Here is a 16,764-nt window from a genome sequence, read left to right on the forward strand (position 1 = left end):
TTTGCGCTTACTGCGGGCTCGGCTTGGCAGGCCGGCGCAACTCGGCGCAGTAGTCCTGCGGTGGCAGCGCCGGCGTCTGCCAGATGCGGTCGTATTCGCCGGGCACCACGTTCGCCAGCGTGGGCGCGGCCAGCATGCGCACCGTGGCGATCCTGACGTCGTTCGGCAAGTGCTGCGGCACGCCGAGGGTGCGCACCACATGGCCGGATCCGGCGATCAGCAGCACCGTCTTGCCGGGCTGCCGCGCCTTGACGATGGCCTGCGCCATCGCGCGGTCGCGGCCCACCTGGATGCGGGTCATGGGAATGATCTGCGACTCGGGCAAGAGCTTGCAGTGGCCCTCGCGCACCGCGTCCTGCTGGGCGACGTAGGCATCGTTGCCGAGCTGCGCGTCGAGCGAGACGTCCGCCATCGCGTCTTTCATGCGTGCGCGCGGCAGGTTGGCGCCGACCACGGGCACGCCCGCGCGCACGGCGGCCATCACGGCCGGGCCGTAGCTGGCCCAGGGCCAGGCCTTGTCGCTCCAGTCGAGCGCGGCCCGCACCTGGGCTTCGGTGGCGGTGGGTGCCACGTGGGCGGTGCCGCGGCCTTCTTCCGCCATCTCGAGCGCCAGCGCGGCGAGCTGGCCGCGCGCGACCAGCGCCTCGACGGTTTCGCGCTCGATGACGTGGTGCTCGGGCGCGTCGTGCTGCTCGCCGAGCAGCAGGGCGTCGACCGGCAGCAGCGCGGCGACGCGGCGTGCGACGGGGGCGTCGGGCGCGTCGGAGGACAGCGCCGAGCAGCCGGCGAGGGCGGCCGCAACCAGCGTGGCGACGAGGAGAAAGGGAAGGCGGGGAGCCAGCGCTCGCGAGAATCGTGAAAGAGCCATCGCGCCATACTAGGCCTTCGGCGCATGCGCGCCCTGCCGTCCAATCCCGCTACTTCCTGTCCGTCCGTGCCTCTCCCCTTCATCGTCCGCGTGACCGCCACGCTGCTGCTGGCGCTCGCCGCCGCGGGTGTCTGCCTGGCGCTGCACACGCCGCTGCCCTGGATGATCGGCCCGCTGATCGCGGTGTCGCTGGCTTCCATCGCCGGCCTGCCGACCGCCAGCCACACACCGCTGCGCAACGCGGGCCAGTGGACCATCGGCACCGCGCTGGGGCTGTACTTCACGCCGCACGTGGTGTCGCTGGTGGCCGGCGTGTGGTGGGCGATCGCGCTGGCGATCGGCTGGGCGCTGCTGCTGGGCTGGGGCTTCGGGCGCTGGCTGCACGGGGTGCATGCGGCGCGCATGCCGCATGTGCCGGCGAAGCCCATGAGAGCCACGACTTACTTCGCGGGCGCCATCGGCGGCGCCTCCGAGATGACGCTGATGGCCGAGTCGGCCGGCGCGCGCACCGATCTCGTGGCGGCGGCGCACAGCCTGCGGCTGGTGGTGGTGACGGTCACCATCCCGTTCGCGATGCAGTGGAGCGGGCTGCACGGGCTGGAGATCAGTCCGCCCGGCGCGCGCGAGGTGAACCCGGGCGGGCTCGCGCTGCTTGCGGTGGCTACCGGCATCGGCGCACTCGCGATGCGCGCGCTGAAGCGCACCAACCCGTGGTTCATGGGGCCGCTGCTGGTGGCGATGGGCTTCACCGTGGCCGGGCATTCGCTGTCGGCGGTGCCGGCATGGATGTCGAACACGGCGCAGCTGTTGATCGCGGTGAGCCTGGGCGTGCGCTTCAGCCGGGAGTTCCTCCACACGGCGCCGCGCTGGCTAGGCTCGGTGGCGCTCGGCACCTTCGGCATGCTGGCGCTGTGCGGCGCGGTGGCCTGGCTGCTGGCCTGGGCGACCGGGCTGCACCCGGCCACCATGATTTTGGGCACCTCGCCGGGCGGCATCGCAGAGATGTCGATCACGGCCAAGGTACTGCAGCTGGGCGTGCCGGTGGTCACGGCGTTCCAGGTGTGCCGGCTGGTGGCGGTGCTGCTGCTGGTGGGGCCGATGTACCGGTGGATCTACCGCTGAAGAGCGGCTGCCCATGAAAAAAGCGCCCTGAAAGGCGCTTTTTGCTGGGGACAGGAGCGAATCAGTGCACGAGCACCGGCGTGTGGGCCAGCTCGGCATAGCCTTCCAGCGTGTCCTCGACTTCTTCCTGGGTGGGGGTGTTGAGCTGCCAGGCGGCGATCTGCTGCTGGAAAAGCTCGGCCCATGAGCCGTCGAGGTAGACCTCCTTGCCTGAACGCTTGTCCACGATTTCGAAGCCGTGGCGTTCGAGGACCGGCATGTTCGGCTGCGCGGGTTCGTCGCCTTCGGTGGGTTGCACGTGGACGACGACGAAAGACTCCGAGTCATAAAGCATGTTCATGGCGGGCCCCGTAAGGATGTCGATGGCATTCATGGAGAGTACTTAGCAATCAACGCGCCAGTTTCAAGACCCGTTGTCTTTTGTTTACTTTCAACGTCGATATGTGCGTTTTGCCTCAATTTGTGGGGCTCGTGGGTAGGGATTTGCGCAACTGGGCGTCGGCGAAGTTGCCGTTGGGCTCGGTTTGCTTGATCCGCACGGGCAGATAACCGTGGTCCGGCGCCAGCCAGAGCTCCAGCTTGCTGTCGAACTGCTGGCGCGGGCTGCGGGTGAGCTTGCGCGCCCGGTATTCGCCGGCCGGCAGGCTCAGCTGCTCCTCGTCGCCGACCACGAAGACCCAGACGCCCGCGTCGCGCGGACCCACGGTCTGCACCGAAATCTGGGTGCCCGCCGGGTAGCGGCCCGGGTCGCCCGCCAGCAGGCCTCCGAGCTGCATCATGATGCTCAGCCGGTCCTGCGCGCCGGCCAGCAGCGGCACGGAGGGCGCGTTGTTGCTGAACACCACCTGCCCCTGGTCGCGCACGAAATGCGACGCCACCTCGGACTTGCGGCTCTCCGAGTAACGGTCCGGCTCGATGCCCGACGGGCCGATGCGGCCGGTGCTGTGCTGGCTGCGGATGGTGCTGAACAGCACCTTCAGCGTCAGCCGGGCGTCGTAGCGGCTGCCGTCCTGCAGCCAGGTCAGCTCGCCGAACACGCCCTGCATGGGAGACGAGCCGTCTTGCCCGGTGGCCGTGAAGTCGAGCGTCACCGAACCCGGAATGCGCAGCGACTGGGTACCGACGATGTTGCCGGACGCGGGATTCGCAGCGCCGGCGGACGCGCCCGCCGCGCCGTCGCCGGTGCCTGCGCCGCTCCCCGCGGCGGCGGCCGGGGCTTCAGCCGGCGTTGCTCCTGAATCCGTAGCGGGCTGCGCCGTCAGGTCGGGCGTTTCCGGTTCCTTGGGCGCCGCGTTGTCGGCCTGGGGCACGGGCGCCGGTGCCGGCTTGGGCTTCGGCACCGACGGCGCGCGGGCCCGGCGCGGCTTCACCGGGGCCGGCGGCCGGGCTTCAGGCGGCGCTGCGGCGGCCGGCGCGGCCGGCTTTTCGGAAGCGGGCGGCGCGATCACGATCGTGCGCGTGATGAACTTGTTGGCCAGCGGCGAGGGCTCCGGCCCGATGGCCGTCGGCGCCAGCCCGAGCACCAGCAGGTGGATCACCGCCACCAGCAGCGTCAGGGCAGCCAGTACCCGCCATGACGGGCGCCCGGGCAGGCCGGCGGGCAGCGGAGGGGGGGCGACGAGCGTCGGCATCAGAGTGTGGAGTGGGGCGCCGGCGCGGAGGTTCACCGAGACCACCTCGGTACACTGCCGCCCGTCCAACCAGTTTAAGTGGGAGCGGCAGCCGCCCTCACACACCTACCGCATCATGAAACTCGCCACCCTGAAGGACGGCTCGCGCGACGGCCAGCTCGTCGTCGTTTCCCGCGACCTCACGCTCGCCCACTACGCCACCGGCATCGCGAACCGGCTGCAGCAGGTGCTGGACGACTGGGGCTTCATGAGCCCGCAGCTGCAGGACCTGTACGACTCGCTCAACCACGGCCGCGCCCGCCATGCATTTCCGTTCGATCCCTCGATGTGCATGGCCCCGCTGCCGCGCGCCTACCAATGGGCCGACGGTTCGGCCTACCTGAACCACGTCGAGCTGGTGCGCAAGGCGCGCAACGCCGAAGTGCCCGAGAGCTTCTACACCGACCCGCTGATGTACCAGGGCGGCAGCGACGACTTCCTCGGCCCGGTCGACGACATCGTGGTGCCCAGCGAGGCCATGGGCATCGACTTCGAGGCGGAGATCGCCGTCATCACCGGCGACGTGAAGATGGGCACCACGCCCGACCAGGCGCTGGACGGCATCCGCCTGGTGATGCTGGCCAACGACGTGAGCCTGCGCAACCTCATTCCGGCCGAGCTGGCCAAGGGATTCGGCTTCTTCCAGAGCAAGCCCGCCACCGCCTTCAGCCCCGTGGCGGTGACGCTCGACGAGCTCGGCGAAGCCTGGCAGCACGGCCGCGTGCACCTGACGCTGCAAAGCAGCTGGAACGGCCGCAAGGTCGGCATGTGCGACGCCGGCCCGGAGATGACCTTCCACTTCGGCCAGCTCATCGCCCACATCGCCAAGACGCGCAACGTGCGCGCCGGCAGCATCGTCGGCAGCGGCACCGTGAGCAACAAGGGCGTCGAGAAGAAGGACGGCCAGATGGACTGGCCCAAGGGCTATTCGTGCATCGCCGAGAAGCGCTGCATCGAGACCATCCAGGGCGGCGCCCCCGTCACCGAGTTCATGAAGTTCGGCGACACCATCCGCATCGAGATGAAGGGGCTGGACGGCCGCTCGCTGTTCGGCGCGATCGACCAGGAGGTCGTGTCGACCGCCGGGCGTCCGAAGGAGGCGCCGGTGTCGCTGGTGAAGCCGGCCGCCGACGCGCAGCAGGACGAGGCGCCGGAAGAAGCGGCCTCCGAAGACTGACCCGGGCTCGCCCCCTCAGTGCGGCCCCGCGCCGCGCAGCAGCTCCTTCTGCGACCGTATTCCCAGCCGCCGGAACGCCCGGTACTGGTGGGTGCGCACGGTCGTCAGCTCCACGCCGATTTCCCGTGCCGCCTCTTTCGCGGTCTTGCCCGCCATCAGGTGGCCGATGACTTCGCGCTCGCGCAGGCTCAATGTCAGCAGCCGCGAGGCCAGCGCGGGCTCCACGGCTTCGCGCACGGCCATTGCGCTGCGGCCGTGCGCCGCGGTCGCGTCGGCCAGCAGCGCGGCATGCGCTTCGATGCGATGGAAAGCCTCCGCATCGAACTCGGGCTGCGCCAGACTCCGGTAGAAGCTCACCGCCACGCGCTGGCCGGTGGGCAGGAGCAACAGCACCGATGCCCGCTCGCGGATGCCCACGTCCCCGTAGCAGGCCGCGCGGTAGGCCGGGTCGGCCACTTCGTCGGCGCGCTGGTGGCCCAGCCAGAGCTGCGCGCGCTGCGGCAGCTTGCGCGCGGCGAGCCACGCCATGTTCGGATCGAGCAGGTCGAAGCGCTGTGCCACGTAGCGTTCCGACGTGCGCTCGGCCGTGCTGCCGTAGCTGCTCGCGGCCGACACCGCCTCGATGCGCCCCGCCGCGCTGACCGCGAACACGGTGCAGAAGGTGACGGGCATCACGCGCTGCATCGCCTTCAGGTAGCTGGTGGCCAGGTGCGCCGTGCCCACGCCGCCGAGCACGTCGCTGACCACGGCGGCGGCCAGCGCGGTGTCGGTGGGGTGGATGCGCCAGCGTCTCATGGGAAGGGAAAAAGGTCAGGGATTGGGGTAACTACCTCGTACGAAGTTATGACATCGGCAGCCCGCGCGCATCGGGACAATCCCGTCGCATGACGAACTCTCCCGCAGCCGCTCCGGGCGATGCCGCCGGCGGCCCCGTGCCGCCTCCGGCCAGCGCCACCGAACTCCCGCCCTCCGTCGGCGCCTTTCACTACACGCGCTACAAGCCGTGGACGCCGCCGCTCGAGCAGGACGGCGTGGAGCCCGGCCGCCACCCGGTGGTGATCGCCGGCGGCGGGCCGGTGGGCATGGCGCTCGCGCTGGGGCTCGCGAACCACGGCGTGCGCTGCGTGATCCTGGAAGCCGACGACACCGTGTGCGTCGGCAGCCGCGCGGCCTGCATCTCGCGCCGCAGCCTGGAGATCATGGAGCGGCTCGGCGTGCTGCCCGACTTCATGGCCAAGGGCCTGCCGTGGACCGGCGGGCGCAGCTTCTACAAGACGGCCGAGGTGTTCCGCTTCGAGATGCCGCACGACGCGCGGCAGAAGCTGCCGCCGATGATCAACCTCGAGCAGTACTACGCAGAGCACTATCTGCTGGAAGAAATCTTCCGCCGCAACGAGGCGACGCCGGGGCTCATCGACATCCGCTGGGGCACCGAGCTCACCGGCCTCGCGCAGGACGGCGAGGGCGTGACGCTCGACGTGCGCAATGCCGAGGGCAGCTACCGGCTGCACGGCCAGTGGCTCGCGGCCTGCGACGGCGGCCAGAGCTTCGTGCGCAAGGCGATGGGGCTCGCACTGGAGGGAACCGGCTACGAGGGCCGCTACGTCATCATCGACATCGAGCTGCACAGCGGCCATCCCACCGAGCGCCGCGCCTGGTTCGACCCGCCGTGGAACCCCGGCTCGACCGTGCTGATGCACCGCCAGCCCGACGACATCTGGCGCATCGACTACCAGCTGCGCCCCGGCCAGAGCACCGAAGAAGCGCTGCAGCCGGCGGCCGTGGCCGAGTTCGTGCAGCGCCACCTCGACGCCATCGGCGAAGGCCACCTGCCGTGGAAGACGGTGTGGACCTCGGTCTACCGCGCCGGCGCGATGACGCTCGACAGCTACCGCCACGGCCGCGTCGTCTTCGCGGGCAACGCGGCGCATGCGATGCCGATCTTCGGCGTGCGCGGGCTCAACTCGGGCTTCGACGATGCCGACAACCTGGCATGGAAACTGGCCTTCGTGGCCAAGGGGCTGTCCGGCGCGCCGCTGCTCGACAGCTATTCGCAGGAGCGCATCGAGGCTTTCCACGTGAACGCCGAGAACGCGATGCGCAGCACCGAGTTCATGTCGCCGCCGTCGCGCGGCTTCGACCTGCTGCGCGAGGCGGCGCTGTCGCTGTCCGAGGCGCACCGGGGCATCGCGCAGCTGATCAACCCGCGCCAGACGCAGGCCGTGCGCTATGCCGCTTCGCCGCTGTCGAGCCCGGGCGACGAACTGCCGGCGGGCCCGCTGCCGGGCGAGGCGGTGCCGGAGCAGCAGCTCGAGCGCGGCCACCTCACCGACTGGATCGCGCCCACCTTCACCCTGCTGGTGCTGCGCCCCGACGTGGCCGCGCTGCCGGCCGCCGACGTCGTGCGCGCGCAGCAGGGGGCGCTGCCCTTCGTCGTGCGCACCATCGCCAGCCCGGGCATCGCCGGTGTCGACGCGCATGCCTCGGCCGACGTGTTCGAGGCGCTCGGTGCGCAAGACGGCGCGGTCTACCTGCTGCGCCCCGACGGCCACGTGGCCGCGCGCTGGCGGCGGCTGCCGCCCGGCGCCCTGCAACCCGCGCTGGCACTTGCCGCCGCTGCCCTGGAGACCCTTTCAGCATGACCAACCCTGCTCTTCCCCCCGATGCCCGCGACCGCCTCTACGCCGAGTGCGCGCGCGCCATCAGCGAAGCGGGCGCCGAGCGCGAATCGCTGTTCCTGGCGCGGCTCGCGCTGCTGCTGTTCGAGCAGGTCGGCGACGAGGCGCGCTGCCGCGAGGCGCTGTCCGATGCATTGCACGCGCTGCCCGTACCATCGCTGTCCGCTTCCTGATTTACAAACGACTGGAGACTGATCCATGGATCGCCGCACCCTTCTCGCCACGCTCGCCTCCGGCGCCGCAATGGCCGCATCGCCCTTCGCCCGCGCGCAGGAATATCCCGCACAGCTCATCAAGTGGGTCGTGCCCTATCCGGCGGGCGGCGGCACCGACGTGATCGCACGCGTGCTGGCCGAATCCATGCGCCAGACGCTGGGCCAGCAGATCGTGGTCGACAACCGCCCCGGCGCCTCGACCAACATCGGCGCCGACCTGGTCGCCAAGAGCAAGCCCGACGGCTACACCATCCTGTCGGCCGACAACGCCGTGCTGGCCTTCAACGAGCACCTGTTCAGCAAGCTGCCGTTCAACCCCGAAAAAGACTTCACCTACATCGGCGCCATCGGCAAGTTCCCGCTCGCGCTGGTGGTGCACCCGGACTTCCCGGCCAAGACCTTCAAGGAGTTCCTGGCCTACGTGAAGGCCAACCCCGGCAAGGTCAACTACGCCTCGCCCGGCAACGGCTCGCCGCACCACCTGGCCATGGAAATGTTCAAGGTGCGCACCGGCACTTTCATCACCCACATTCCCTACCGCGGCGCCGCGCCGGCCATGGCCGACGTGATGGGCGGGCAGGTGCCTTGCATGTTCCTCGACCTGGCCTCGGGCCTGTCGATCATGCAGAGCAACAAGGTGCGGGTGCTGGCCATCGGCTCGGGCGCGCGCAGCAAGCTGCTGCCCAACGTGCCGACGCTGGCCGAAGTGGGCGTGCCCAACACCGAGGTGTTCGCGTTCCAGGGCATCCTCGGCCCGGCGGGCCTGCCGCCCGCGGTGGTGAACAAGCTCAACGGCGACCTGAACAAGGCCTTCGGCACGCCGGCCGTGCAGAAGCGCTTCGAGGACTTCGGCATGGAAGCGATGCCCGGCACGCCGGCGCAGTTCGCGGCGCTGTCGCGCGCGGAATCGAAGCGCTGGGGCCCGATCATCAAGCAGGCTGGAATCAAGCTCGACTGAACTCGCCAAGGGCTTTTTTTCTCGCGTAACACCGCGGAACCGGCTTCGCCGGGCCGCAGGTGTTGCCCCCGGGTAGGGGGGGCGCAGCGACACGAAGTGCGCGGAGCCTGGGGGCGTTACTTTGTGTATGCCTTGCGCGAGCCGTCCTCGAAGACTTCGTCGTCTCGCTGCAGCTCGCCGTTTTCGTCCCAGGCGCGTTCGCGCGTCACGCGGCCCTTGGCATCGAAGCTCGATTCGGCAATGAGCGTGCCTTTTTCGTTGAAGCGCTGGTGCGTGCCGATCGGCACCTGCCGGCTTCGGCCGACGAGCTGGTAGCGGCCCTGCGCGGCGCGCTGGCCGCTGTCGTAGAACTCGGTGATGTCGACCACGCGGCCATTGCCGTTGCCGCTGTAGGCCGACTTGCTGCTCGGCTGGCCGTTCAGGTAGTAGCTGTCGTCGCCGATGGGCTCGCCCGCGCTGTTCCAGCGCTGGTCGCGCACCAGCGTGCCTTTTTCGGAGAAAGCCTGCTCGCGCTGGCGGATCGAGGCGCGCTCCACCAGCAGGTACACCGTCTCGCGGCGCTTGACGCCTTCTGATGAATAGGCCTGCTCGGTGCGCTGGTTGCCCATGGTCTCGTCGAGCGACGCTGTCTTGCCGTTGTCGTAGAAGCTCTGCGAACGCACCCGCTTGCCCGACAGGTAAGACAGCCGCGAGCGCAGGTTGCCGCGCGCATCGAACAGGTCGACCTGCGACGGGCCGCCGCTGAAGCCGCAGAGCTTGGCGTCGTCGACCACCGGCGCCAGCGTGGGCGCGTCGGCGCAGCGCAATGCCGAGAGCTGGCCGCGTTCGGTGAACTCCACCGAGCTGCCGCTGCCGGTGTCCGGATAGAAGATGACGCGGCGCAGCTTGCCGTCGGGGTAGTAGCTGCGCGCCAGCCCGCGCTCCTGGCCGTCGTCGTAGGTGGCCTCGCGCAGCACCTTGCCGCTGGGCGAGAACTCGCGGGCGCGGCCCTGCAGGTTGCCCTTGGCATTGAGGGTGTGCTCCTTGGCGAGCTTGCCTTTCTCGTAGATGCGCACGAGGCCCATGAAGACGCCGTTCTGCACCTGCTCTTCGCGCTGCAGCTCGCCCGTCTCGCGGGCCTTGCAGCGCAGGATGCCCGTCTGGCCGGCGGTGGTGGCGCCGTTGGCCGGGTTCACGCTGCGACCGTTGAGCTCGCAGTCCTGCTGGGCATGGGCCGCCGAGGCCGCGAGCAGCGGCACGAGGACGGCAAGCCCGGACCCGAGCTGCCTCAGGCGCAGGCGCGGACTTGTCACTTGTCGTAAAGAGTGTCTAGTGAACGGAAGCCCTTGACCTCGATCGGATTGCCGAACGGGTCGCAGAAGAACATCGTCCATTGCTCGCCCGGCTGGCCTTCGAAGCGCACCTGGGGCTTGAGCACGAAGTCGGTGCCGGCGGCTTCGAGGCGCCCGGCCAGTGCCTGCCAGTCGGGCAGGGCGAGCGCGAGGCCGAAGTGCGGCATCGGCACCATCACGTCGCCCACGCGGCCGGTGCGGGTGGTGGCAAAGGGCTCGCCGAGGTGCAGGGAAATCTGGTGGCCGAAGAAGTCGAAGTCGACCCAGGTGTCGGTGCTGCGGCCTTCGGCGCAACCGAGGACATCGCCATAGAAGCGGCGGGCGCCGTCGAGGTCGCGAACGTGGAAGGCAAGGTGGAAGATGCTTTGCATGGTTTCGGATTATGGGCAACGGTGCTGTGAGAATGCCGGACTTTCTTTCATCGTGGAGCAAGCCTTGCGGATACTCCGGATCCTCGCCGCGCGGATGCGCGGCATCTATATGTCGGCGCGGATGCGCGCCGTCGATTTCTCGGCGCCCTCGCGCCTCGTGCAGCGGGCACCGCGCCAGATCCTGGCGGGCGTGTGCTGCGTCTTTACATTCGGCGCCGCCCATGCGGCCTGCCCGCCCTCGGCCATCGCCAGCCTCGAGAAGCCGGGCGTCGGCCTGCGCAACGGCGTCGACCGCGGCATGCTGTGGCGCATCGAGCGCGACGGCCGCACTTCATGGCTCTACGGCACCCTGCACGTGGGACGCGGCGACTGGGTGCGGCCCGGGCCGACCATCCAGAAGGCGCTGACGCAGAGCGACCTGCTCGCGCTGGAGCTCGACTCGCGCGACGAGGCCACCGCCCGCACCATGGCCCAGCCGGCTGACCCGGCGCTGGTGGCCCGGGTACTCAGCGGCGAGCGTGCCCGCCGGCTCGAGCGCCAGAACGCCGAGGCCTGCGTGCCGCCCGGCACCACGTCGAAGCTGCAGCCCATCCTGCAGGTCACGGCGCTGGCCGGCCTGGCGGGCCGCGCCGACGGGCTGTACCCCGAATTCGGCGTGGACGAGACGCTGGCCGTGTCCGCCCGCAACAGCAGCAAGCCGATCGTCGCCCTCGAGAACGCGGCCGACCAGCTGCGCGTGCTGACCGGCGAGTCGGAAGACGAAGAAGGCCAGCAGATCGACGCCGCGCTCGACGAACTGGAGTCGGGCAAGCTGCGCGGCCAGCTCAAGGAACTGGCCGACGTCTGGGCCCGCAGCGACGCGGCCCGGCTCGCGCGCTATGCCGACTGGTGCGACTGCCTCAACACGCCCGCCGAGCAGCGGCTGCTCAAGCGCCTGCTCGACGACCGCAACCCCGGCCTGGCCGACGGCATCGAGCGGCTGCACGCGAGCGGCAAGGGCGTGTTCGCGGCAGTGGGCGCGCTGCACATGATCGGGCCGCAGGGGCTGCCCACGCTGATGGCGTCGCGCGGCTTCACCGTGACGCCGGTACTGACCAGCGCGCAGGAGCAGACGGCGGTGCCGATGCCCGCGCTCGCGGCCCCGTCGCCTGCGCCGAGGGCGCGCGGTGGCAAGGCCGTGAAGGGGCAGCGCGTGCAGAAGGGCCAGAAGGGCGCACCGGCTGCCGCGGCCAAGGGCGGCAGGCCCGCGGCAGCTGCCAAGGCCGCGCCCGCCGCCAAGGGTGCGAAAGCGCCGGCCAAGTCGGCCGGCAAGGCGCCCGCCAAGGCCCCGGCCGCCAAGGGCAAAGTGAGCCGATAATCGCGACCGCCATGCACGCGCTGCGCCTTCCCACCCGCTTCCTCGGCCTCATCGGCCGCTGGGTGCTGCTGTGGTTCGTGCTCTCGCTGGGCGCGGCGGCGGCGTCTCCGCTGGTGCATCCGCAGTCGATGGAACTGGTGTGTTCCGGTGCCGGCCCCGTCAAGGTGGTGGTCCACACCGACGACGGCGCGCGCGAAATGGGCGCCTCGCACATGGACTGCCCGCTTTGCGTGCTGACCGGCGCCCCGCCGCCGGCCATGGTGGCGCCGGCTTTCGATCTCCCCCTTCCGCTGGGCCGCGTGGTCCAGTCGATTCCCGCCGCGCGACTGGCCGCGGCCACCGCCGCGCCCCTGCCGGCGCGCGGCCCCCCGACTTTCTCCTGACGCTCTCGAAGCGATAGCTGCATTCGCGCGCTTGGCGTGCGCACGCGGCTTGTCCGGTTTGACGTTCGATGGAGAAGGCTACTCTTGAAAAAAGCAATCCCGCGCCCTGCCGTTGCTGCTCGGCGCAAGCCCGCAACCCACCTGTGTGGCCGAACGCGAGTTCGACCTTTGACTTTCCCGTTCCAACCCCAAAGGACCCGCGACATGACGAAACCGATGGCCGCCATCACCCTGCGAACCCTCGCCGCCTGCGCCATGCTGGCCGGCACCACCGCCGCGCTGGCGCACGTGACGCTGCCGCCCGGCGGCGCCACCGTCGGCAGCGACTACAACGCCGCCTTCCGCGTCGGCCACGCCTGCGAAGGCGCCAAGGCCACCACCGGGCTGGCCGTGCGCCTGCCCAAGGGCTTCGTGCTGAGCGACGCCCAGGCGCGCAAGGGCTGGAAGCTCGACGTGACGAAAAGCGGCGACGGCGAAGTGCGCTGGACCGCCGAGACCCCCGGCAACGCCTTGCCCGGCAGCGAGCGCTCCGAATTCGTTCTGCGCGGCAAGGTGCCGGCTACGCCGGGCACGCTGTGGTTCAAGGTGCTGCAGACCTGCGACACCGGCGTGGCCGACTGGGCCGAGGTGCCGGCATCGGGCAACTCGACCGCCGGCCTGAAGAGCCCGGCCGCCAAGCTCGTGGTGGTGGCGCAAGGCGTGGCCACTGTCGACGTGCGCGACGGCTGGGTGCGCCAGTCGGTGCCGGGCCAGAGCGGCACCGGCGCCTTCATGAAGCTCACCGCGCCCACCGGCACGAAGCTGGTGAGCATCTCCACGCCCGCGGCCGGCACCGCCGAAGTGCACGAGATGAAGATGGAAGGCGACGTCATGAAGATGCGCGAGCTGCCCGGCGGCCTCGACCTGCCCGCGGGCCAGACCGTCGAGCTCAAGCCCGGCGGCTATCACGTGATGATGATGGACCTCAAGGGTGCGCTGGCCAAGGGCGCGACCGTGCCGATGACGCTGAAGTTCGAGGACGCCAAGGGCGTGAAGACAGCGCTGGACGTGACGCTGCCCGTGGGCGCGCCCGAAGGTGCCGATGCCGCCGGTTCGTCGGCGCACCAGCACAAGCACTGAGCGCCGCGTCGCGGCTACAGCAGCTGGTCGGGCGCGAGCGGGCCGAACAGCTTGAGCATCAGCCGCAGGCTGGCGCTGGTGTCGGGCTCGGTGGTCGCGTCCTTCAGGCCGCTGCCTTCGGGGGCGCGCCACACCAGCGAGCCGTCGGTCAGCTCCACGTGCCATGAGCGCTCGCGCATGCCGCGCTCTATCTGGGCCGATGCGGCGCGCGAGAGCTCGTCGCTGCGGATCAGCAGGGCGATCTCGGTGTTCTGCAATTGGGAGCGCAGGTCGAGGTTCATCGAGCCGACCACCAGCAGCCGGCCGTCCATCACCAGCACCTTCGAGTGCAGCATCGCCCGCGACTGCCCGGTGACGCCACCGCTGCCGGTGCTTCCCGAGGAGCCGAACACGTTGCCGAAGTTCGACTGCTCGCTGCGCAGCTCATAAAGCTCGATGCCCATCTTGAGCAGCGCCTCGCGATGGCGCGCATAGCCCACGTGCGCCACCGGGGCGTCGTTCGAGGCCAGGGAGTTGGTCAGCACCCTGATCTTCACTCCCCGTGCGCGAGCCTCGCCGAAGGCCTTGAGCATGTCTTTCCCGGGTACGAAGTAGGGCGAGATGATGAGCAGGCTGGAGCGCGCCTGGCCGATCATCTGCAGCAGGCCCTCGACCACCGTGTCGCCGTTGGCGGCCAGGTCGGAGGCTGCCTCGAGCGACGCCGCGCCTCGCGAGGCCGCGGGTTTGTCGTCGGGCTGGCTGACCACGAGACCGGGGGCCTTCGCGGTGTCCGGGCCGGAGTCGGCGGGGATCTTGCCGGGCTTGTCGGCCAGCATCACGGCCGGCGCCCAGACGAAATCGGCGGTGCGCAGGTCGAGCGCCTTCTGGTCCCAGGCGCGGGCGCGTTGCTCGGCGGTGGGTGGCGCATCGGCGCTGGGCGGGTCGTCGCGGTCGCGGGTGGCCTGTTCGACCAGCTCCTGGTCGGCCTTCTTCGCGCGCTCGCGCATCGACTGCAATTCCTCGCGCGTGACCAGCGATTGCACGGGGTAGGCGCGCTCGTTGTTCCAGTAGCTGTCGAAGCTGCGCGACAGGTCCTGCACGATCGGGCCGATTGCCAGCACGTCGACATCGACGAAGTTGCCGTTGGCCGCGTTGCCGAAATAGGCGTCGCCCAGGTTGCGGCCGCCCGCCACCCCCATCACGTTGTCGGCCAGGAACAGCTTGTTGTGCATGCGCTGCTGGATGCGCGAGGCGTCGTCGATCGAGTTGACCAGGCGGCTGAAGGTGGAGTCGCGCGAGCCGGCCAGCGGGTTGAAGAGCCGCATCTCGATGTTGGGAATGAAGGCCAGGCCCAGCACCAGTGCGTCGCGGCCGGTGGTGTGGAAGTCGTCGAGCAGCACCCGCACCCGCACGCCGCGCTCGGCGGCGGCGCGCAGGCCCCTGACGAGTCGGCCTGTGCTGGCGTCGGCGTGGATGGCGTAGTACTGGAGGTCGAGCGTCTTCTGGGCGCCTTCGATCAGCGCGAGCCGGCTGCCGTAGGCGGCCTGCGGCCCGCCCAGCAGCAGGAAGCCGGATTCGTAGCGGGCGTTGGCGGCTCGCCGGCGCTGCTGCACGAGGTCGGCCAGCGCGGAGCCGGTGGCCGGCGCGGCGATGGCGGTCGAGACGGGGCGCTCGACGTTCTGCGGCAATTGCGCGCAGGCCCCGAGTATCAGCAGCGCCAGGAGCGCGGTGGACCGACGAAAGAAGGCTTGGAATGAAGAAGGCATGCAGCTTTCCCGGGGCTTGGGGGGCGAAGCCGCATATATAGCCTAGTCCGCGCCCCGCCGGCGTCGGACGGCGGGACGGGCGCGGCGCGGCGGGGAGCGCTTTGGTTCGCGCCGGTCAGCGGCCGGCGCCCAGTTCTTCCTGGCGCTCGAGCGCTGCGAGCAGTTCGTCGTCGATCTTCGCGTGGCGCTCGGCGAGTTCGGTGGCGCGCGAGGAGTCGGTGGCATAGATGGCGCCGCCGTCGAGTTCGAGCATCTCGGTGATGCGCTTCTGTTCCGCTTCCAGGCTTTCGATCTGGGCGGGGAGCGCTTCCAGCTCGCGCTGCTCCTTGTAAGAGAGCTTCTTGCGCGCAGCGGTCGCCTTGGGCGCGACGGGTTCCGCGGGCGCGGCCGGCGCTGCTGGGGCCGGTGCCGCAGCGGGGGCCGCAGCCTGGCGCTGTTCGGCGATCTCTCGCGCACGCTTGGACTGGACCAGCCAATCCTGCACGCTGCCTTCGTACTCGCGCCAGCGGCCGTCGCCTTCATAGGCGATGGTGCTGGTCACCACGTTGTCGAGGAAGGTCCGGTCGTGGCTCACCAGGAACACTGTGCCGTCGTAGTCCTGCAGCAGGTTCTCGAGCAGTTCCAGGGTGTCGATGTCGAGGTCGTTGGTCGGCTCGTCGAGCACCAGCACGTTGGCGGGGCGGGCGAACAGCCGGGCCAGCAGCAGGCGGTTGCGTTCGCCGCCGCTGAGCGAGCGCACGGGAGAGTTGGCGCGCGCCGGGGAGAACAGGAAGTCGGAGAGGTAGCTCTTCACGTGCTTCTTCTGGCTGCCGATCTCGATCCATTCGCTGCCGGGGCTGATGAAGTCTTCCAGCGTGGCGTCGAGGTCGAGCTTGTCACGCATCTGGTCGAAGTACGCCACCTGGAGGTTGGTGCCGCGGCGGATCTTGCCGCTGTCGGGTTCGAGCTCGCCGAGGATCAGCTTCAGCAGGGTGGTCTTGCCCGCGCCGTTGGGGCCGAGCAGGCCGACCTTGTCGCCGCGCAGGATGGTGCCGCTGAAGTTGCGGATGACGGTCTTGGGGCCGAACGACTTGGTGGCCTCTGTGAGTTCCGCCACGATCTTGCCGCTGGACTGGCCCGAGGCCACGTCCATGTTGACGCTGCCCTGCACCTCGCGGCGCGCCGCGCGGCTGGCGCGCAGTTCCTGCAGGCGGGTGATGCGGCTCTGGCTGCGGGTGCGGCGCGCTTCCACGCCCTTGCGGATCCAGATTTCTTCCTGGGCGAGCAGCTTGTCGGCCTTGGCGCTGATCACGGCTTCCTGGGCGAGTTGCTCTTCCTTCTGCACGAGGTACTGCTCGAAGTTGCCGGGATAGGAACCCAGCTTGCCCCGATCCAGCTCGACGATGCGGGTGGCGACACGGTTCAGGAAGCTGCGGTCATGGGTGACGGTGACGACGCTGCCCTTGAAGTCGATCAGCAGTTGTTCGAGCCACTCGATGGAGTCGAGGTCCAGGTGGTTGGTGGGCTCGTCCAGCAGGAGCACGTCGGGCGCGGCCACCAGGGCCTGCGCCAGCGCGACGCGCTTGCGGGTACCGCCGGAGAGAGAGCCGACGCGGGCATTGCGGTCGAGGTGGAGGCGGTGCAGCGTCTCTTCCACGCGCTGCTCCCAGTTCCAGGCGTCGAAGGCTTCAATCTGCGACTGCAGGGCGTCGAGGTCGAGGCCGTCCGCACCGGAGAGGTAGAGATCGCGAATGGCAATGACCGGACCCAGGCCCTGGCTTGCGGCGGTGA

16 protein-coding genes (1 of these 16 only partly in view) are annotated in these 16,764 nt (G+C 70.0%); 8 read left to right on the forward strand and 8 right to left on the reverse strand.

Features of this window, described 5'->3' with window-relative positions; genetic code table 11:
• Window positions 1-7 precede the first annotated feature (7 nt).
• A complete protein-coding gene (locus C4F17_RS22095; RefSeq protein WP_106936667.1) occupies window positions 8-868 on the reverse strand; it encodes a ChaN family lipoprotein in 861 nt (286 codons plus the stop codon).
• A gap of 24 nt (window positions 869-892) precedes the next feature.
• Between C4F17_RS22095 and C4F17_RS22100 the strand changes: the two genes are divergently transcribed.
• Window positions 893-1,990: an AbrB family transcriptional regulator gene (locus C4F17_RS22100; protein WP_106936668.1), complete on the forward strand. Its 1,098-nt coding sequence runs from the start codon at window positions 893-895 to the stop codon at window positions 1,988-1,990.
• 61 nt (window positions 1,991-2,051) lie between these two features.
• Here C4F17_RS22100 and C4F17_RS22105 read toward each other — a convergent pair whose 3' ends face one another.
• Both C4F17_RS22105 and C4F17_RS22110 read right to left on the reverse strand, forming a co-directional pair.
• On the reverse strand, window positions 2,052-2,330 hold the full coding sequence (locus C4F17_RS22105; protein WP_172839907.1) for a BTH_I0359 family protein: 279 nt from the start codon (window positions 2,328-2,330) through the stop codon (window positions 2,052-2,054).
• Window positions 2,331-2,445: 115 nt separating this feature from the next.
• Window positions 2,446-3,621 (reverse strand): DUF3108 domain-containing protein, encoded by a 1,176-nt coding sequence (locus C4F17_RS22110; protein ID WP_106936670.1) that lies wholly within the window; start codon window positions 3,619-3,621, stop codon window positions 2,446-2,448.
• A gap of 115 nt (window positions 3,622-3,736) precedes the next feature.
• Here C4F17_RS22110 and C4F17_RS22115 point away from each other — a divergent pair, with 115 nt between their 5' ends.
• On the forward strand, window positions 3,737-4,837 hold the full coding sequence (locus tag C4F17_RS22115) for a fumarylacetoacetate hydrolase family protein (RefSeq protein WP_106936671.1): 1,101 nt from the start codon (window positions 3,737-3,739) through the stop codon (window positions 4,835-4,837).
• Between the two features lie 15 nt (window positions 4,838-4,852).
• Here C4F17_RS22115 and C4F17_RS33740 read toward each other — a convergent pair whose 3' ends face one another.
• Window positions 4,853-5,632 (reverse strand): helix-turn-helix transcriptional regulator, encoded by a 780-nt coding sequence (locus C4F17_RS33740; protein ID WP_106936672.1) that lies wholly within the window; start codon window positions 5,630-5,632, stop codon window positions 4,853-4,855.
• Window positions 5,633-5,721: 89 nt separating this feature from the next.
• Here C4F17_RS33740 and C4F17_RS22125 point away from each other — a divergent pair, with 89 nt between their 5' ends.
• Genes C4F17_RS22125 through C4F17_RS22135 form a run of 3 tightly spaced genes read left to right on the forward strand, consistent with a single transcriptional unit; the run spans window position 5,722 to window position 8,688 of the window.
• A complete protein-coding gene (locus C4F17_RS22125; RefSeq protein WP_106936673.1) occupies window positions 5,722-7,479 on the forward strand; it encodes an FAD-dependent monooxygenase in 1,758 nt (585 codons plus the stop codon).
• Window positions 7,476-7,688 (forward strand): DUF2783 domain-containing protein, encoded by a 213-nt coding sequence (locus C4F17_RS22130; protein WP_081268043.1) that lies wholly within the window; start codon window positions 7,476-7,478, stop codon window positions 7,686-7,688. The genes C4F17_RS22125 and C4F17_RS22130 overlap by 4 nt, the downstream gene beginning before the upstream one ends.
• Window positions 7,689-7,713: 25 nt before the next feature.
• On the forward strand, window positions 7,714-8,688 hold the full coding sequence (locus tag C4F17_RS22135; protein ID WP_106936674.1) for a Bug family tripartite tricarboxylate transporter substrate binding protein: 975 nt from the start codon (window positions 7,714-7,716) through the stop codon (window positions 8,686-8,688).
• A 116-nt stretch (window positions 8,689-8,804) separates the two neighbouring features.
• Here C4F17_RS22135 and C4F17_RS22140 read toward each other — a convergent pair whose 3' ends face one another.
• Both C4F17_RS22140 and C4F17_RS22145 read right to left on the reverse strand, forming a co-directional pair.
• Complete coding sequence (locus C4F17_RS22140; RefSeq protein ID WP_234382296.1) at window positions 8,805-9,980, reverse strand: toxin-antitoxin system YwqK family antitoxin; 1,176 nt, start codon at window positions 9,978-9,980, stop codon at window positions 8,805-8,807.
• Window positions 9,977-10,390 (reverse strand): VOC family protein, encoded by a 414-nt coding sequence (locus C4F17_RS22145; RefSeq protein ID WP_081268046.1) that lies wholly within the window; start codon window positions 10,388-10,390, stop codon window positions 9,977-9,979. Before C4F17_RS22145 ends, C4F17_RS22140 begins: the two co-directional genes overlap by 4 nt.
• A 64-nt stretch (window positions 10,391-10,454) precedes the next feature.
• Between C4F17_RS22145 and C4F17_RS22150 the strand changes: the two genes are divergently transcribed.
• The 3 genes from C4F17_RS22150 (at window position 10,455) to C4F17_RS33745 (ending at window position 13,249) form a co-directional block, all read left to right on the forward strand.
• The gene (locus C4F17_RS22150) at window positions 10,455-11,747 is read left to right on the forward strand and encodes a TraB/GumN family protein (RefSeq protein WP_234382297.1); all 1,293 of its coding nucleotides are present in this window, start codon (window positions 10,455-10,457) and stop codon (window positions 11,745-11,747) included.
• An 11-nt stretch (window positions 11,748-11,758) separates the two neighbouring features.
• On the forward strand, window positions 11,759-12,130 hold the full coding sequence (locus C4F17_RS22155; RefSeq protein WP_106936677.1) for a DUF2946 family protein: 372 nt from the start codon (window positions 11,759-11,761) through the stop codon (window positions 12,128-12,130).
• Between the two features lie 204 nt (window positions 12,131-12,334).
• Window positions 12,335-13,249, forward strand: a complete 915-nt coding sequence (locus tag C4F17_RS33745) for a copper chaperone PCu(A)C (protein WP_325000938.1) — start codon at window positions 12,335-12,337, stop codon at window positions 13,247-13,249.
• Window positions 13,250-13,263: 14 nt separating this feature from the next.
• On the opposite strand, the gene C4F17_RS22165 is transcribed toward C4F17_RS33745, so the two are convergent.
• Together C4F17_RS22165 and C4F17_RS22170 are read right to left on the reverse strand one after the other, a co-directional pair.
• The gene (locus C4F17_RS22165) at window positions 13,264-14,994 is read right to left on the reverse strand and encodes a phospholipase D family protein (protein ID WP_106936678.1); all 1,731 of its coding nucleotides are present in this window, start codon (window positions 14,992-14,994) and stop codon (window positions 13,264-13,266) included.
• Between the two features lie 115 nt (window positions 14,995-15,109).
• Window positions 15,110-16,764, reverse strand: the 3' portion of a protein-coding gene (locus C4F17_RS22170) for an ATP-binding cassette domain-containing protein (protein ID WP_106936679.1). The gene runs 250 nt beyond the window's last position; the window shows 1,655 of its 1,905 coding nt (coding positions 251-1,905); the start codon falls outside the window, past its right edge — the gene reads right to left on this strand; its stop codon occupies window positions 15,110-15,112.

It is taken from the genome of Variovorax sp. PMC12 (genome assembly GCF_003019815.1).
Classification (GTDB): domain Bacteria; phylum Pseudomonadota; class Gammaproteobacteria; order Burkholderiales; family Burkholderiaceae_C; genus Variovorax.